Source organism: Rhizobium sp. CFBP 8752 (genome assembly GCF_014842035.1).
In the GTDB taxonomy this organism is placed as follows: Bacteria; Pseudomonadota; Alphaproteobacteria; order Rhizobiales; family Rhizobiaceae; genus Neorhizobium; species Neorhizobium soli.
The window spans coordinates 2208730-2223688 of record NZ_JACYUZ010000001.1; the positions used below are offsets into that span (position 1 = coordinate 2208730).

The 14959-nt window shown below is 61.0% G+C and carries 14 protein-coding genes and 1 tRNA gene; 9 read left to right on the plus strand and 6 right to left on the minus strand.

What is annotated here, in order from left to right:
- Nucleotides 1-359 precede the first annotated feature (359 nt).
- The 3 genes from IFT59_RS10700 to IFT59_RS10710 all read right to left on the minus strand — a co-directional run bounded on the left by IFT59_RS10700 (nt 360) and on the right by IFT59_RS10710 (nt 2584).
- A tRNA-Ser gene (locus IFT59_RS10700) sits at nt 360-450 on the minus strand.
- Nucleotides 451-535: 85 nt separating this feature from the next.
- Complete coding sequence (locus tag IFT59_RS10705; protein ID WP_062453400.1) at nt 536-1333, minus strand: aldolase/citrate lyase family protein; 798 nt, start codon at nt 1331-1333, stop codon at nt 536-538.
- Nucleotides 1334-1363: 30 nt separating this feature from the next.
- Entirely contained in the window at nt 1364-2584 is a 1221-nt protein-coding gene (locus IFT59_RS10710) for an NAD(P)/FAD-dependent oxidoreductase (RefSeq protein ID WP_192086798.1), read from the minus strand.
- A 235-nt stretch (nt 2585-2819) separates the two neighbouring features.
- On the opposite strand from IFT59_RS10710, the gene IFT59_RS10715 reads away from it, so the two are divergent.
- A complete protein-coding gene (locus IFT59_RS10715; RefSeq protein WP_244474013.1) occupies nt 2820-3164 on the plus strand; it encodes a hypothetical protein in 345 nt (114 codons plus the stop codon).
- Between the two features lie 121 nt (nt 3165-3285).
- Entirely contained in the window at nt 3286-4395 is a 1110-nt protein-coding gene (locus IFT59_RS10720; RefSeq protein WP_192086799.1) for a pyridoxal phosphate-dependent aminotransferase, read from the plus strand.
- A 190-nt stretch (nt 4396-4585) separates the two neighbouring features.
- Here the strand turns inward: IFT59_RS10720 and IFT59_RS10725 are convergent, their stop codons facing one another.
- Nucleotides 4586-4852 carry an SEL1-like repeat protein gene (locus IFT59_RS10725; RefSeq protein ID WP_062453404.1) on the minus strand — a complete coding sequence of 89 codons (267 nt, stop codon included), beginning with the start codon at nt 4850-4852 and terminating at the stop codon, nt 4586-4588.
- 521 nt (nt 4853-5373) lie between these two features.
- Between IFT59_RS10725 and IFT59_RS10730 the strand changes: the two genes are divergently transcribed.
- From IFT59_RS10730 to IFT59_RS10745, 4 genes are all read left to right on the plus strand, one after another.
- Nucleotides 5374-5724: a DUF2147 domain-containing protein gene (locus IFT59_RS10730; RefSeq protein ID WP_192086800.1), complete on the plus strand. Its 351-nt coding sequence runs from the start codon at nt 5374-5376 to the stop codon at nt 5722-5724.
- 176 nt (nt 5725-5900) lie between these two features.
- Nucleotides 5901-7403, plus strand: a complete 1503-nt coding sequence (gene amn, locus IFT59_RS10735) for an AMP nucleosidase (RefSeq protein ID WP_062453407.1) — start codon at nt 5901-5903, stop codon at nt 7401-7403.
- 46 nt (nt 7404-7449) lie between these two features.
- Nucleotides 7450-7728 carry a hypothetical protein gene (locus tag IFT59_RS10740; protein WP_192086801.1) on the plus strand — a complete coding sequence of 93 codons (279 nt, stop codon included), beginning with the start codon at nt 7450-7452 and terminating at the stop codon, nt 7726-7728.
- Nucleotides 7725-8153, plus strand: a complete 429-nt coding sequence (locus tag IFT59_RS10745) for a type II toxin-antitoxin system VapC family toxin (protein WP_192086802.1) — start codon at nt 7725-7727, stop codon at nt 8151-8153. The genes IFT59_RS10740 and IFT59_RS10745 overlap by 4 nt, the downstream gene beginning before the upstream one ends.
- Here IFT59_RS10745 and IFT59_RS10750 read toward each other — a convergent pair whose 3' ends face one another.
- Nucleotides 8154-9128 (minus strand): lysylphosphatidylglycerol synthase domain-containing protein, encoded by a 975-nt coding sequence (locus IFT59_RS10750; protein WP_192086803.1) that lies wholly within the window; start codon nt 9126-9128, stop codon nt 8154-8156.
- 155 nt (nt 9129-9283) lie between these two features.
- Between IFT59_RS10750 and IFT59_RS10755 the strand changes: the two genes are divergently transcribed.
- Both IFT59_RS10755 and IFT59_RS10760 read left to right on the plus strand, forming a co-directional pair.
- The gene (locus IFT59_RS10755; RefSeq protein WP_192087140.1) at nt 9284-10309 is read left to right on the plus strand and encodes a glycosyltransferase; all 1026 of its coding nucleotides are present in this window, start codon (nt 9284-9286) and stop codon (nt 10307-10309) included.
- Nucleotides 10310-10459: 150 nt separating this feature from the next.
- Nucleotides 10460-12013 (plus strand): ArnT family glycosyltransferase, encoded by a 1554-nt coding sequence (locus tag IFT59_RS10760; RefSeq protein ID WP_192086804.1) that lies wholly within the window; start codon nt 10460-10462, stop codon nt 12011-12013.
- Nucleotides 12014-12015: 2 nt separating this feature from the next.
- Here IFT59_RS10760 and IFT59_RS10765 read toward each other — a convergent pair whose 3' ends face one another.
- A complete protein-coding gene (locus IFT59_RS10765; protein ID WP_192086805.1) occupies nt 12016-13383 on the minus strand; it encodes an aspartate aminotransferase family protein in 1368 nt (455 codons plus the stop codon).
- 93 nt (nt 13384-13476) lie between these two features.
- Between IFT59_RS10765 and IFT59_RS10770 the strand changes: the two genes are divergently transcribed.
- Nucleotides 13477-14811: a glutamine synthetase family protein gene (locus IFT59_RS10770; RefSeq protein WP_192086806.1), complete on the plus strand. Its 1335-nt coding sequence runs from the start codon at nt 13477-13479 to the stop codon at nt 14809-14811.
- Nucleotides 14812-14959: the final 148 nt, after the last annotated feature.

Below are 14959 nucleotides of genomic sequence, written 5' to 3' on the forward strand. Positions count from 1 at the left end.
ATTTGACCTCCAGTCAAAGTTTCATATGGGGATGGGTCTTTTGCTAAAGGCCAGCGTTCCCTGCCCGTCCCCGGGACTTTGAAAACGGACGAACCACCGCCGCGCTTCCGTGGTTCAAATTACAAATGCAGGCCGCGCATGCAATCGCGAACTGGCCATCAGCACCTTCTACCCACCTGCTTCACAAACCCGTGTTGCCGAAAGAGCACAAAAGCACCCCGGGCGACCGTTAAAAGTTTACACATCGTTAAGAAACACATTGGAAAGCAGCCACTTAGGCTTCGCGCAAGGTTCAGCGAACTACGCGCGCATCAGCGAGTCCAGGATCGCAAATCGATTGGGATTTTGAAGTTTGGGAATGGCGGAGAGGATGGGATTCGAACCCACGATACGGTTTTGCCGTATACTCCCTTAGCAGGGGAGCGCCTTCGACCACTCGGCCACCTCTCCGGTCCGGCCTGATTATTTCGGAACGTTGCCGATTGCAAGGTCTTTCGCAGGCCGATCCCGATTCGAGACCGGAATAGGCGTGGAATCAGTAGCTGGCAGGCCCTGCTCCGCCCGAACCGCGTCCATAGCGACCGGCGAGCGTCTTCAGCGCATTGGAATAGAGAGCGACATCGGCACCGACGGCCACGAACGTAGCGCCGAGATCGAGATAGCGGCGGTTGAGTTCTTCGTCGAAGGTCAAGATGCCGGCCGGTTTGCCGGCGGCGACGATTCGGCGAATCGCGTTCTCGATCACGTCCTGCACTTGCTGTGCACCGATCTGGCCGCGAAAACCCATGTCGGCGGAGAGATCAGCCGGGCCGATGAAGATTCCGTCGACGCCTTCGACCTCCGCGATTCGCTCGATATCATCGATCGCCGCCATGGTTTCGACCTGCACCAGAAGGCAGATCTCGTCTGCAGCCGTGTCTGTATAGTCTGCGATCGCGTTGAAGGCGGAGGCGCGGGCAACGGCTGCACCGACGCCGCGCTTTCCCTCCGGCGGATAGCGGACGGCATCAACCAGTGCTTTCGCCTGTTCGGCGGAATCGACCATCGGCACCAGAAGCGTGCGGGCGCCGATGTCGAGCAGTTGCTTGATCATCCAGGTCTCGCCCATCGGCGGGCGAACGACGGCTTCCGATGAGGAGGAGGACAGGGCCTGCAGCTGCGCCATGATGCTGCGGAGATCGTTGGGGCCGTGTTCGCCGTCGATGACCAGCCAGTCGAAACCCGCATGGCCGGCAATTTCCGCTGGCAGCGGCTCGGCCATGTTGAGCCAGAGGCCGATCTGCGGCAGGCCGGCTTGCAAACGAGCCTTGAAGGCGTTTTTCGGTGCCGGCATGGTGTCTCCTCCAGGAAAATGCTGTCTTTGTTACGCGAGCAACTGCTTGAGGTCGGTCGCCGGATCGGCGATCAGCGCCTTGTCGGCCGTCAGGCCGTTGTCCAGCAGCTTCTTGCCGGTCACATAGGCCTTGGCGTCGTTGATCGCATCCACCGCGATCAGGCGGCCCTCGCGGAAATACCAGATCGAGACGCTGCCTTCCCGGCTGCCCGGCCGCATCACTGTCTCGTCGTAGCCGAGGTTGAACCCGGCGATCTGCAGCTTCACGTCATACTGGTCGGACCAGAACCACGGCTTTGCCTCGTAGGGCTCTGCGGACCCGGTCAGGGTCGCGGCAACCGATTCGGCCTGGTCGACTGCGTTCTGCACCGACTCGAGACGGATATTGTTGCCCTTCCAGGGCAGCATGGCGCAATCGCCCATGGCAAAGATTGCCGGATCGGACGTGCGAGCATAGTCGTCGACGAGGATGCCATTGCCAACGTCGAGGCCGCATTGCTGCGCCAGCCGGTCGTTCGGCGTGACGCCGATACCGACGATGACGAAATCGATATCGATGACCGTGCCATCGGACAACTCGGCCCCGCGAACCCGGCCGTCCTCGCCGATCAGGCGGGTAAGGCCTGTCTTTTCCCGGATGACGACACCGTGCTCGGCATGAATGGCCCGCATCACGTCGGCGGTTTCCTTCGACGCGACTCGCTGGAGAATGCGGTCAGCCATCTCGATGAGCGTCACTTCAAGCCCGAGATGGCGGGCGACAGCTGCGGCTTCGAGGCCGATATAGCCACCGCCGATGATCAGAAGCCGGCGACCTGCCTTCATCTCGTCGGCGAGGAGATCGGCGTTGCGCTTGTCACGGACGGTAAAGACACCCGTGAGATCACCGCCGATGCTGGCTGGAAGGGTGCGCGGCGTCGAGCCGGTGGTCAGCGCCAGATGTTCATATTCGAGGACAGACCCGTCCTGCATTCGGATCGTCTTTGCATCCCGGTCAATTTCTTCGACAAAGGTCGAGAGCCGGAGCTCGACATCGTGTTCCGCAAACCAGGTTTCCGGGCGAAACGTCAGGCGGTCGAAACTCATCTCGCCCATCAGGTACTTCTTGGACAGTGGCGGCCGCTGATAGGGAATGACATCTTCGGAGCCAATCATCGTGATCGGCCGCTCATCCTTCAGCGCTCTCAGCTTGGCGGCGAGCGCGAACCCGGCCTGCCCTGCCCCGACGATCACCAATCTACCTGCTGCCACGCCCTGCTCCCATCGCGAAAAACTCGCGGCTGCAGGGGTAGCGCCGCCCCGGCGACCCGTCAACAGCCCGATTTCGGCACACTAACGGTGCAACTTGCGCAACGCGTGATCATGACGCGACGAAAACGCGCAGATCAGCGGCATTTTATCCATCTGTTTCAGAATGATTCATAAAAAGAGGAATAAAGTCATAGTCGAGGACGAGAACAAGGGAGGCGATCTGCCGGGTACGATGATGAAGGATACCGCACACGACCATGCTCATACGGGCGATCGGGCATTTGAAAAGTTTACGATAGACCGGCCTGGCCGGATCATCTTTGTCGGACACCATCTCTCGACCAATACCGCCTTCCGATGCCTGATCCGGACAATCTCTCTTTATGGCGCCGAACTGGACGTCAGTCCAAGCCTGCCGGTACCGGCCAACTTCTTCCTAGAAATCCTCGGCATTCACGACGAAATCGGCTGCACCGTGATGCGTCGCGAAGAGGAGAAGGTCACGGTCGCCTTCAACATGCTGATCGATGCGGAATTCCTGCATCACGTCATCCGGCTTTCGTTCGAAACGAGCCACTAAGCCGGGTCGTCGTCAGGGGCATAGTTTTGCTCCATGCACGCCATCAGCGGCCTTGTCCGCCCTTGCACGCCGTTCAAAGCCCCCTATTGTGTGCGGACTTTTTGAACCGGATCCTGATATCATGTCTTCATTCTCGCGCTTCACGCCTCTCGTCGGCGCTCTTCCCGCGACCGTTCCCTTTGTCGGCCCCGAGGCCATTGAGCGCGCCAGAGGGCGTGCCGTGCAAGCCCGAATTGGCGCCAACGAGAACGGGTTCGGCCCTGCCCCGTCAGTCATCGAAGCCATGAAGTCCGCAGCTGCCAACAGCTGGAAATATTCGGACCCGGAGAATTACCAGCTGAAGCAGGCGCTTGCCGCGCATCTTGGCTGCAACGCCGAAAACCTTGCGATCGGCGAAGGCGTGGACGGTCTGCTCGGCCAGATCGTGCGGATGGTGATCGAGCCCGGAATGCCTGTCGTCTCCTCCTACGGCGCCTACCCGACCTTCAACTTTCATGTGGCCGGCCATGGCGGTAAGCTGGTAACAGTGCCCTACCGCGACGATCGTGAAGATCTCGACGCCCTGATGGACGCCGTCATCCGCGAAAACGCGCCGCTCGTCTATTTCGCCAATCCCGACAATCCGATGGGCAGCTGGAATGACGCCGAAAAGATCGTGTCCTTCGCGCGGGGCCTGCCGGAAAGCTGCCTGATGGTGCTGGACGAGGCCTATTGCGAAACGGCGCCCGATGGCGCAACGCCGAAGCTTTCGGCATTGATCGACCTGCCGAACATCATCCGCACCCGGACCTTCTCCAAGGCCTACGGTCTGGCGGGCGCGCGGGTCGGCTACACCATCTCGACGCCCGACAACGCCACCGCGTTCGACAAGATCCGCAACCATTTCGGCATGAACCGGGTCGGCGTGGCAGCAGCACTGGCGGCACTGAAAGACCAGGAGTATCTGGCTGAGGTGATCGACAAGATCAAAGCGTCTCGCGACCGGATCTCGGCGATCGCCCGGGCCAACGGGCTCGAGCCGCTGCCATCGGCGACCAATTTCGTGGCGATCGACTGCGGCCGCGATGGTACCCATGCGCGGGCGATCGTCGACGGTCTGATGGAGCACGGCGTCTTCATTCGTATGCCGGGCGTGGCACCTCTCAACCGCTGCATCCGCATCAGCGCAGGACCGGAGCAGGATATGGCATTGCTGGAAGAGAAGTTGCCGAAAGTTCTGAAGGGTATCTAGAACAGAAAAAGACCGCGCCGGCCTTGTTTCTGCCGGTCGCGGTCTTTTGATCTTCAGCGGCTGCGGCTTGTTGCCGGGAACAGCTCCGGTTCGCGCCGCGTCTCCATCCCGTTTTCTCTCTGGTAGGCCCGTATTCTTGATCGCCGGTCTTCTTGTGGGCCGGTCGCATGATTGAATATGCGCTTGCGCGTTAGTGGATGGTCATCCATTCGCGGGCTGCGCGCAGGGCTTCTGCCAGCTGCATCTTGCTCATCGTTGCGGCGAGATCGGCGCGCAATTCGGCGGCGCGGTCGCAGCCCTTGATCGCGGCAATGTTCAGCCACTTGTGGGCAGAGACCAGATCGACCGGGCAACCCCGGCCGGTCGCATACATCAGACCCATGTCGCAGAGAACGTCTGCGCGAGCCTCGCCACCCATGGTGGCCATTTCGGAAGCATTCATTTCAAAGCGTGCCATCGGTTCGTATCCCTGTTTCGAGAACGTTGTTCTTGTCGTCTGCCCTGTTTTCCGTCGGGACCGTCGCTGTCTTGTGCAGCTTGTTTGTCGGCCCTTCCGGGTGGCGGTTTGTGCCGCTCTTTGATGATTTGAGTATCGGCCAAAGCTTGCAAAAAGCGCCTAAAAAGCATGATTAATTTGCTGAAAACAAAGTGCAAACGCTTGGTAAACTTGGTTTTTTGTTAAACATCGCGGCCCTTGGCTATTAAGGGTTTTGCGGACATTTTTACGAAAAATTCAGATCTGGATTTCAACCCTTTCTTCACCACGAATTCGGGTCGCGTTTTCATCGCGTCGAAATAAACGCGCGTCGCTCGGCGAAAACGGCGGGAGATTCGGCTGATATTCCGCCCCATGCGCAGGCTCAGGATATTTACCTTTACGTGTGCGTAAGCTAGATTTTCCGCTGTTCGCGCGAGGAGGTGCGAACGCTCAGACATATGACCGGTGCGGGAGCGCCGGCTCCGGGAGGGAAAACCATCATGAAGCGCATTTCGATACTCGCAGCTGCTTTCTCATTCTTCGCCTTCGGCATAGCCGGCACCGGCCATGCGGCAGAAGCGATCGAGGGCAACTGGAAGACCGCGAGCGGCGAGACGGCCGAGATCGGCAAATGCGGCGGCGCCTTCTGCGTGACGCTGAAAACCGGCAAGCATGCGGGACGGCAGATCGGCAAGCTTTCGCCTAAAGGCAGCGACTATACCGGCGAGATTACCGATCCCGAGGCGGACAAGACTTATAGCGGCTCCGGCTCGGTTAGCGGCAATTCGCTCAAGATGAAGGGCTGCGTGATGAAGATCCTCTGCAAGTCGCAGACCTGGACGCGTCTCTGACGCTATCGTCGCGAAAGCCGCAGCAGCGTCTGCCTCGGCGATCCCGTCATTCACCTCGATATCGGTGGGCCGGGATCGCAGTCTTAACTTCGCAGTCGCATCGCGCCGGCGCGTTTCAGGCTGTTATCCTCGGCAGGTGTCGTTTGATTGTCGAAAACTTCCCATTATAATAGCGCATGAACACACGAATCTCTTCACTCCCCGCCCTTGCTTTCATCAGCCCGAGCCCTGTCGCGGCGCAGGCTTTCGACAATGCGGAAGCAGCCGTCGACGCGCTGACAGCGCTTTACGAGCGCAACACGTCCTTCCTGATCGATGCCTTCGGCGCACTTGCGAAGGGTGCGGCCGTGACTGGTCGATACCGCGCCTGCTATCCGCAGGTGATGATCGAGACCACGTCGTTCGGCCATGCGGATTCGCGTCTCTCCTATGGCCACGTGACGTCCCCCGGCGTCTACACGACAACGGTGACCCGGCCGAAACTGTTTCGCCATTACCTGATCGAGCAGCTCGATCTGCTCATTCGCAACCACGGCGTTCCCGTGATCGTGTCGGAATCGACGACACCGATCCCGCTGCATTTCGCATTCGGCGAAGGCGCGCATATCGAGTCGTCCGTCAGCAACGCGATGGCCGACATCCCGATGCGCGACCTGTTCGACACGCCGGATCTCAACAATACGGACGATCTTATCGCCAATGGCGAATACGAGGCCCCGTTCGGCGAGCCTGCGCCGCTTGCGCCGTTTACCGCGCAGCGCATCGATTATTCGCTGGCAAGGCTCAGCCATTATACCGCGACCGGGGCAGAGCATTTCCAGAATTACGTGCTGTTCACGAACTACCAGTTCTACATCGACGAATTCGCCGCTTGGGCGCGCAAGCTGATGGCGGAAGGTGGCGACGGGTATACGGAGTTCGTGGAGCCGGGCAACATCCTCACCACCGCCGGCAACGACCGGCCGGAGAACCCGGGCACGATCCGGATGCCGCAGATGCCGGCCTATCACCTCAAGAAAGGCGATCATTCCGGCATTACTCTCGTGAATATCGGCGTCGGGCCTTCCAACGCCAAGACGATCACCGACCATGTCGCCGTGCTGCGTCCGCATGCGTGGCTGATGGTGGGCCACTGCGCGGGCCTGCGCAACAGCCAGCGGCTGGGTGATTACGTGCTTGCCCACGCCTATGTTCGCGAAGACCATGTGCTCGATGACGACCTGCCCGTGTGGATCCCGATCCCGGCGCTAGCCGAAGTGCAGCAGGCGCTGGAAAGCGCCGTCGAGGAAGTGACCGGCTACGAGGGTTTCGAGCTGAAGCGGATCATGCGCACCGGCACGGTCGCGACGATCGACAACCGCAACTGGGAACTGCGCGACCAGCGCGGGCCGGTAAAGCGGCTTTCGCAGTCGAGAGCGATCGCGCTCGACATGGAATCGGCAACGATTGCCGCAAACGGCTTCCGGTTCCGTGTGCCCTATGGAACGCTGCTCTGCGTCTCCGACCGGCCGCTGCATGGCGAACTGAAGCTGCCCGGCATGGCGACGGCGTTCTACCGGACCCAGGTCAGCCAGCATCTGCAGATCGGCATCCGTGCCGTGCAGAAACTGGCGGCGATGCCCACTGAGACGCTGCATTCGCGCAAGCTGCGAAGCTTTTACGAGACGGCTTTCCAGTGACAGAGGGTCAAATCGCGTATACACTTTTGCGTGCATGGAGGCTGCAATGCGCGCGACATCGACAGTCAATGATGACCTACTGATTGAGGCGAAGGAAATCATCGGCCTGCCGGAAACGGCAACCGTCGAGGACGTTCTTCGTCACTTCGTGGAAGGCGAGCGTCGGCTGCGTGCCCTGAACGATGGGGAGGGAACGGGATGGGACGGACCCCGCCACAGCCGTCCAACCTTCGAGACGCTGGCGGAAGAATTTCGCAGGCTGACGGCAGACCGCGATCACACGCCATCGGAAGTGCTGCAGCGCGAGGGACGCAACGAGCGATGACCCTTTACGTGGTCGATGCGAGTGTCGCCGTCAAATGGGTCGTGGAAGAGCCGGGCACCCCGCAGGCTATGACCCTGTTGAACCGACATGAGTTGGCGGCGCCCGATCTCATCCTGGCGGAATGTGCCAACATTTTCTGGAAGAAGGTGCGACGCCGGGAGCTGTCCCTGCCAGAGGCACGGTTTGCCGCTCTGATGATCGAGGGATCGGATCTGCAGCTTCGGGAAATGCTGCCGATCTGGCTGTCGGCGATCGAGCTTGCCGCGCGGTTAGACCATCCCGCCTATGATTGCCTGTACTTGGCCCTTGCCCAGCGTGAAGGGTTGCAATTCGTAACCGCCAATGAAAGCCTCGTGCGCAAGCTGGATCAGAGTACCGATCGGGCGGTCCGGAACCTCGCGGTTCCGCTTTCGTCTTTCGCCTGATCAATCCCCCCTCTTCGGCCGTGCTGCCAGCAGTGACAGTGCGGTGCCGATCAGTGACGAGACGATGACGAGGAGATGGGTGTTGACCGCGGCTTGGCCGAGTTCCTCCAGTGCCAATCCACCCGCATCTGCGCCGAAGCCGATGGCTCCCGCGGTAATGCCGGCGGGATAGGTGCCGACGCCGGCCGGGGCGTGGACGGGGAGCACCGATGACAGCTCGCCGCCGAGCGCGCCGCCGAAGCCAGGCCCGATCGAGAGACCGCCGAGCAGGCCGAGAACCCAGGCGAGAACCGCGATCTTTGTGAACCAGTTGACGAGCGTCGCGCCCCAGGCTCGCGCAAACGCGTTTACATCGAGCGGCAGACCGGCCTTGATCTCGTCGAGCAGCTTCTTCGCCTTTGGCGGAAGCACCTTTTCCGCGAGCTTGAAGGCGTGTCCGCGCAGTACGAAGGCGATCGCCGGCAGGAGGAGAAACGCGGCCCATAGCGCCCAGGCCCAGAGTGCACCCCTAGCCCCACCCGTCTGCAGCACGAGCCCTATGCCGGCTGCGGCCAGCAGGGCGTGCAGATCGAACAGCCGCATGACGAGAAGCGCTGCCGTTGCGCGGGTGAGAGAAACGCCGAACTCGCGCCGCATCAGAAGCGGGAAGCTTGCTTCGCCCGAGCGGAAGGGCAGCATGATGTTGAGAAGGTTATGAACCTGCACGAGCCGCAGCAACGTGCCGAAACGACCACCGGTTTCGCGCGGGAAATAATCGTAGATCCGCCAGGTGCGCAGCACATAGGTCGCAAGCAATAGCGCGAGCGCTAAAGCAGCCGTTCCCCACCCGGCGGCGCTCCATAATGAAACGACCCTGCCCCAGCCCCAGACATAGTGGATGAAGGCGGCGTAGAGGGCCACGATCGCAACTGTGCCAAGCGTCATGGCGTGGCGAATTATCCACGGTCTGCGGCTGGAAACCGGAGAATTCTTCATATATCAGGGGGCCCAATACGAGGTTTCGGGTCAAGCATTAAGACCAAGGCGCAGAGACTGCGGCCGCCATGCCGGCGGATCGTCACGCCCGAGGTTTCCCGAGTTTCTAGGAGAAACACAAGGTGCGTACAACAGCAAGTTCGGCGGCCGGTACGATCGATGGCACGCTTGATGGTACGATCGGCACCGTTACACCGGTCGAACTCTCCCTCGTCGTGCCGCTCTTCAACGAAGAGGAAAGCGTCGGTCCGCTGATCGAGCGGATCTGCGCCGCCATGGCCACCTATCCCTCGGCATGGGAACTGATCCTGGTCGACGACGGAAGCACCGACGCGACGATCGCCAATGCGAAGCTTTCGCTGTCGCGTTCGGGTCTCATCCTGCGGATCATCGAGCTGCAGCGCAATTTTGGACAGACGGCAGCGATGCAGGCCGGTATTACCGAGGCGCGCGGCCGGCTGATCGCGACGCTCGACGGCGACCTGCAGAACGACCCCAAAGACATTCCTTCGATGGTCGCCGAACTCGAGCGACGCGAACTCGACCTGCTGGTCGGCTGGCGCAAGAACCGCCAGGACGGGCTGTTCCTGCGCAAGGTGCCTTCCTTTATCGCCAACCGGCTGATCGGCCGCATCACCGGCGTCCGCCTGCATGACTACGGCTGCTCGCTGAAAATCTATCGCTCGGCTGTCATCAAGCAGGTCCAGTTGATGGGCGAGATGCACCGCTTTATCCCGGCTTGGGTTGCGGGCGTCGTGCCGAGCTCGCGGATCGGCGAAATGCCTGTCACCCATCACGCCCGCCAGCACGGCGTTTCGAAATACGGGATCTCGCGCACCTTCCGCGTCATCCTCGATCTTCTGTCGGTGATGTTCTTCATGCGCTTCAAGGCGCGGCCGGGGCATTTCTTTGGATCGCTCGGCCTTGGCCTCGGTGCGCTTTCGGCGCTGATCCTGTTTTACCTGTTCATCGACAAGTTCATTCTGGGCAACGATATCGGTACACGTCCGCTCTTCATGATCGGTGTGATGCTGTTCCTGTCCTCGGTGCAGATGATCACCACCGGCATCCTCGCCGAAATGATCGCCCGCATCTATTACCGTGACGGCGCGTCGCTCTCCTATATCGTCAGGGCAGTCCACGAGGGTGTCGACTCGAGTGACGCTACGCCGCAGCCGTGACACACTCAGCGATATTCTGAGAAAACACGTCGAAAGAGCCGCCGGCACGCTGGCTTGCCGCTTGATCTGCGGGCACGGCATGATACGCCAGACAGACAATCGCGCCTGAATTATTCAGTCTTCGTCACCGGCGGACCTGGAGAAAACCTTTTGCATAGCCTTGAGGGTTCACATTTCTCCACTGTCAGGGTCTCCGCGGACCGGCTTTCCCGCGGCCGCACGTTTTTCACGGTCCTGGCGCTCTATTTTCTGGTCAATATGGGGGTGCGTCTGGTTCTTCCGCATGCGCTGGAGCTTGACGAAGGCGAACAGGCCTATCTGTCGCAATGGCTGCTGGCCGGATACGGCACCCAGCCGCCGATCTACAACTGGCTGCAATACCTCGCGGTTCATCTCTTTGGCATGTCGATGCCGACCTTGTCGGGACTGAAGAACCTGCTTCTGTTCGGTGCTTACGGCTTCTATTTCCTCGCTGCCCGACAGGTCTTGAAGGACAAGCGCCTCGCGGTGGTGGCGGTGCTCGGTCTTTTGACCATCCCGCAGGTCTCGTTCGAGGCGCAACGGGACCTCAGCCACACCGTGGCGGCGATCTTCGGCAGTTCGCTCTTCCTGTTTGCGCTGTTCAGGCTCTTATCCGTTCCGACGCTTGCCTCGTTCCTTCTGTTCGGGCTCGCCACGGGAATCGGGGGAATGACCAAGTACAACTTTGTCCTTCTTCCGCTCTGCGCGATGCTTGCAGTGCTGATGGTAAGCCGGTTTCGAGACCGGGTGCTGGACTGGCGCATCCTTTTGAGCGGCCTGGTGGCGCTGCTTGTCGTTGCCCCGCATGCCGTCTGGCTGCTCGACAATTTCGAGGCGGCCAGCAGCCGGTCGGTGGACAAACTCATCAGCGCTGACGCCGGTACGCTCGCAGCGATCTCCCGCGGACTGCGATCTCTGCTCCTGTCATCGACCGGGTTCATGGCCCTCACCGCAGCGGTGTTCGCCATCTCGCTGCGTGAAAAGCTTTCGACGGTCATGAGGGCCGACGACGACTGGAGCCGGCTTGCCGGTCGCATCCTGGCATTCGTGATGGCCGTCCTTTTGGGCATGGTCCTGTTCGGCGGCGTGGATGACGTGCGCGACCGCTGGCTCACGCCGCTGCTGCTGATTCTGCCGCTTTACCTGACGCTGAAGATCGACGCAGCCGGGATCGACATATCGATGCCGCTCAAGCGCCTCTGGGTCACTGCTGCGGCGATCATGGTGATTGTTCCCCTGATCCTGTTTGGGAGAGTGGCGATCGACCCTTTCACGCGCAACTACGGTTACGTCAATATTCCTTTCGACAAGTTGGCGAAGCAGATAAAGCCGGAACTCGCAACCGATGGTTCCGACCCACGCTCGGTGCTGATCATTGCCGCCGATGGGCATCTGGCCGGAAATATGCGTTTCAACCTGCCCGATACGACCGTTGTCGTCTCGCACCAGCCGGCCGGCATGGTGACCACGGCAGTCTCCGCCTATCGCAAGGCAGTCTTTGTCTGGCGCCGTGCGGATGGCACAATGCCGGACGGGTTTAAAACCGTCTTTGGCCGCTATTTGAAGACGCAGGGGCTCGAAGGACTCTCGGCAAACCCTGTCATCCTGCGCTTTCCCTATTCCTGGGGACACGAAGGCGACCAGTACCCATTCGCCATGGCAGTTGTCGATCTCCCGGACTGACCCTATTCCGCCACGGTTTCTGCGAGGTGATCCAGAGCCTTTGACAGCGTCTCGACCATTTCGTCGACTTCCCCGCGGGTGATTGTGAAGGCCGGCGATGCCAGCATGCGGTCTGCCGTGGCGCGCATGATCAGCCCGTTTTCGAGGCAGTGGTTGCGCACGAGCGAGCCGATATCGTCGGGTTTGGCATAGCGCCGCCGGGTCGCCTTGTCGGCTGCAAGCTGAAGGCCGCCGATCAAGCCTACGCAATCGGCCTGTCCGACGACCGGATGCGCCTCAAGGCTTTTCCAGCCTTTCGCAAAATAGGGTCCGATATCGTCGCGGATCCGTTCGACCAGACCTTCGTCTTCGATGATTCGCAGGTTTTCGAGCGCGGCTGCTGCGGCCACTGGGTGGCCCGAATAGGTATAGCCGTGGAAGAAGTCGCCGACCTCGTTGACCATCACATCCGCGACCCGGTCGGAGACCAGCACGCCGCCGATCGGTAGATAGCCGGAGGACAGGCCTTTCGCGATCGGCGCGAGATCGGGCTCAAAGCCGTAATGCTGGTAGCCGAACCAGGAGCCGAGCCGGCCGAAGCCGCAGATGACTTCATCGGACACGAGCAGAATGTTGCGGGCCTTGCAGATGCGCGAGATCTCCGGCCAGTAGGTATCCGGCGGAATGATCACGCCGCCGGCGCCCTGGATCGGCTCGGCAACGAAGGCGGCAACCTTGTCTTCGCCCAGTTCATCAATCTTGGCTTCAAGCTCGCGCGCTGCTTGCAGGCCGAATTCCTCCGGCGAAAGATCGCCACCCTCAGCATACCAGTAGGGCTGGCCGATATGGTGGATGCCGTCGATCGGCAGGTTGCCCTGTTCGTGCATCAGCTTCATGCCGCCGAGCGAGGCGCCGGCGACGGTCGAACCGTGGTAGCCGTTGCGCCGCGCGATCACGAGCGTCTTTTCCGGCATGCCGAGCGCCTTCCAGTAGACGCGGGCCATGCGGAACCAAGTGTCGGTGGCCTCTGATCCGGAATTGGTGAAGAACACTCTGTTCATGTGCGGCCCCGCATGCGACGCGATCTTCTGGGCAAGCAGAATGGCGGGCGGCGTCGTGGTGCCGAAGAAGCTGTTGTAATAGGGCAATTCCTGCATCTGACGGTAGGCAGCGTCCGCGATGGACTTTCGGCCATAGCCGACGTTGACGCACCAGAGGCCCGCAAAGCCGTCGAGATACTTCTTGCCGGTCGAATCCCAGATATGGCGACCTTCGGCCCGTTCGATGATTCGCGTGCCCTTGGCGTTCAGCTCTTTCATGTCCGAAAACGGATGAATGTGGTGGGCGGCATCGATCGCGGCGAGATTGGAGATCGTCGGCTTCTCGTTCATGCGGTTTCCCTCAGGGCTTAGACGCGGCTCAGATTGTGCGACCAATTCTTATCGGCTACCAACGAGGCAGCGCAACCATCGAGATGATGCTTCATGACCGAGACCGCAGCCGAGCCCCATATCGAAATCATGCTGGTCGGCATGAACGGCGACCTGCGCGGCAAACGCATTCCGATGACGGCCGAAAAGAAGATCTGGGATGGAACGGTGCGGCTACCCTCTTCCACCCAGTCGCTCGATATCTGGGGCTGCGACAATGACGAGCTGACCGGCCTTTCGATCTCGATCGGCGATCCCGACGGGCTGTGCATTCCGGACCGCCGCACGCTTGCGCCGATGCCCTGGGGCCCGTCGGGCTCGAAGCAGGTGCTTGCGACCATGCACGAGATGGACGGGCAGCCGAGCTTCATGGATCCGCGTGCGATTCTGGCCGGTGTGCTTGAGCGCTTTTCGAAGCTTGGGCTTACGCCGGTCGTGGCGACCGAGCTCGAATTCTACGTGCTAGAGGATGACTGGCGCGACACCGGACGTCCGCGGCCGCCGGCAAAACTTGCCTATCGCGGCGAGCCGAACGGTTTCCAGCTCTACGACATGGGCGCAGTCGATGCGCTCGACGGTTTCCTGCAGACAGTGCGCACATGGGCGCATGATCAGGACCTGCCGGCGGATGCGACAACGGCCGAATTCGGGCCCGGCCAGTTCGAGATCAATCTTCTGCACCGGGCGGATGCATTGGCGGCGGCCGACGACTGCATCTGCCTCAAACGCATTGTCGAACAGGCGGCCAGAAAGCACGGGTTGAAATCCACCTGCATGGCGAAACCCTATTCGGATCATGCCGGGTCCGGCCTGCATGTGCATGCCAGCATCATCGATGCCGACGGCAACAACATTCTCGACGCCAAGGGCGGCGACCCTGCGAAACTGCGATCCGTCACCGCCGGCCTGCTCAACACAATGCGTGATGCGCAGCTCGTGTTTGCGCCCTTTGCAAACTCCTACAGGCGTTTTCAGCCCGATTCGTTTGCGCCCGTCGATATCGACTGGGGCTTCGGCCATCGCGGAACGGCCGTCCGCATTCCGGACGCGAACGGTCCTGCCGCGCGCATCGAGCACCGCGTTGCCGGTGCCGATGCCAATCCATACCTGCTGCTGACCGCCATTCTCGGCGGCATGCTCCTAGGGCTCGAAGCGGATCTCGATCCCGGTCCGGCAACGGAGCCCGGCCAAAAACCCCCAGCTGACGCGAAACGCCTCACCCATGATTTCCTCACCGCGGTCGAGGATTTTGCTGCCTCGCCTTTCATCCGGGACGTGTTCGGAAAGCGATACCAGACGCTCTTCGGCGACACGAAGCGCAAGGAGGCGATCACCTTCCTGCGGACCGTCAGCGACTTCGACTACCAGACCTATCTGCCTCGAATCTAGGATCCAGCATCCATCGGCGGGCGGCTGGCGGAACGACGATCTTCGCCATATGATGGAACCTGCCTGCGAGCCTGCAGGGGTTGCAAAAGGACGTCAGGCGCCAGGCGCGGCGCGGACGCGCAAGGGCCGCTTGGCCGATGGAGACGCT

What these genes read in the sequence shown, in the direction of transcription:
- IFT59_RS10705 (WP_062453400.1), bottom strand. Translation starts at nt 1,333, where the DNA reads ATGCCGGCACCGAAAAACGCCTTCAAGGCTCGTTTGCAAGCCGGCCTG.
- IFT59_RS10715 (WP_244474013.1), top strand. Translation starts at nt 2,820, where the DNA reads ATGAAGGATACCGCACACGACCATGCTCATACGGGCGATCGGGCATTT.
- IFT59_RS10720 (WP_192086799.1), top strand. Translation starts at nt 3,286, where the DNA reads ATGTCTTCATTCTCGCGCTTCACGCCTCTCGTCGGCGCTCTTCCCGCG.
- IFT59_RS10725 (WP_062453404.1), bottom strand. Translation starts at nt 4,852, where the DNA reads ATGGCACGCTTTGAAATGAATGCTTCCGAAATGGCCACCATGGGTGGC.
- IFT59_RS10730 (WP_192086800.1), top strand. Translation starts at nt 5,374, where the DNA reads ATGAAGCGCATTTCGATACTCGCAGCTGCTTTCTCATTCTTCGCCTTC.
- amn (WP_062453407.1), top strand. Translation starts at nt 5,901, where the DNA reads ATGAACACACGAATCTCTTCACTCCCCGCCCTTGCTTTCATCAGCCCG.
- IFT59_RS10740 (WP_192086801.1), top strand. Translation starts at nt 7,450, where the DNA reads ATGCGCGCGACATCGACAGTCAATGATGACCTACTGATTGAGGCGAAG.
- IFT59_RS10745 (WP_192086802.1), top strand. Translation starts at nt 7,725, where the DNA reads ATGACCCTTTACGTGGTCGATGCGAGTGTCGCCGTCAAATGGGTCGTG.
- IFT59_RS10750 (WP_192086803.1), bottom strand. Translation starts at nt 9,128, where the DNA reads ATGAAGAATTCTCCGGTTTCCAGCCGCAGACCGTGGATAATTCGCCAC.
- IFT59_RS10765 (WP_192086805.1), bottom strand. Translation starts at nt 13,383, where the DNA reads ATGAACGAGAAGCCGACGATCTCCAATCTCGCCGCGATCGATGCCGCC.
- IFT59_RS10770 (WP_192086806.1), top strand. Translation starts at nt 13,477, where the DNA reads ATGACCGAGACCGCAGCCGAGCCCCATATCGAAATCATGCTGGTCGGC.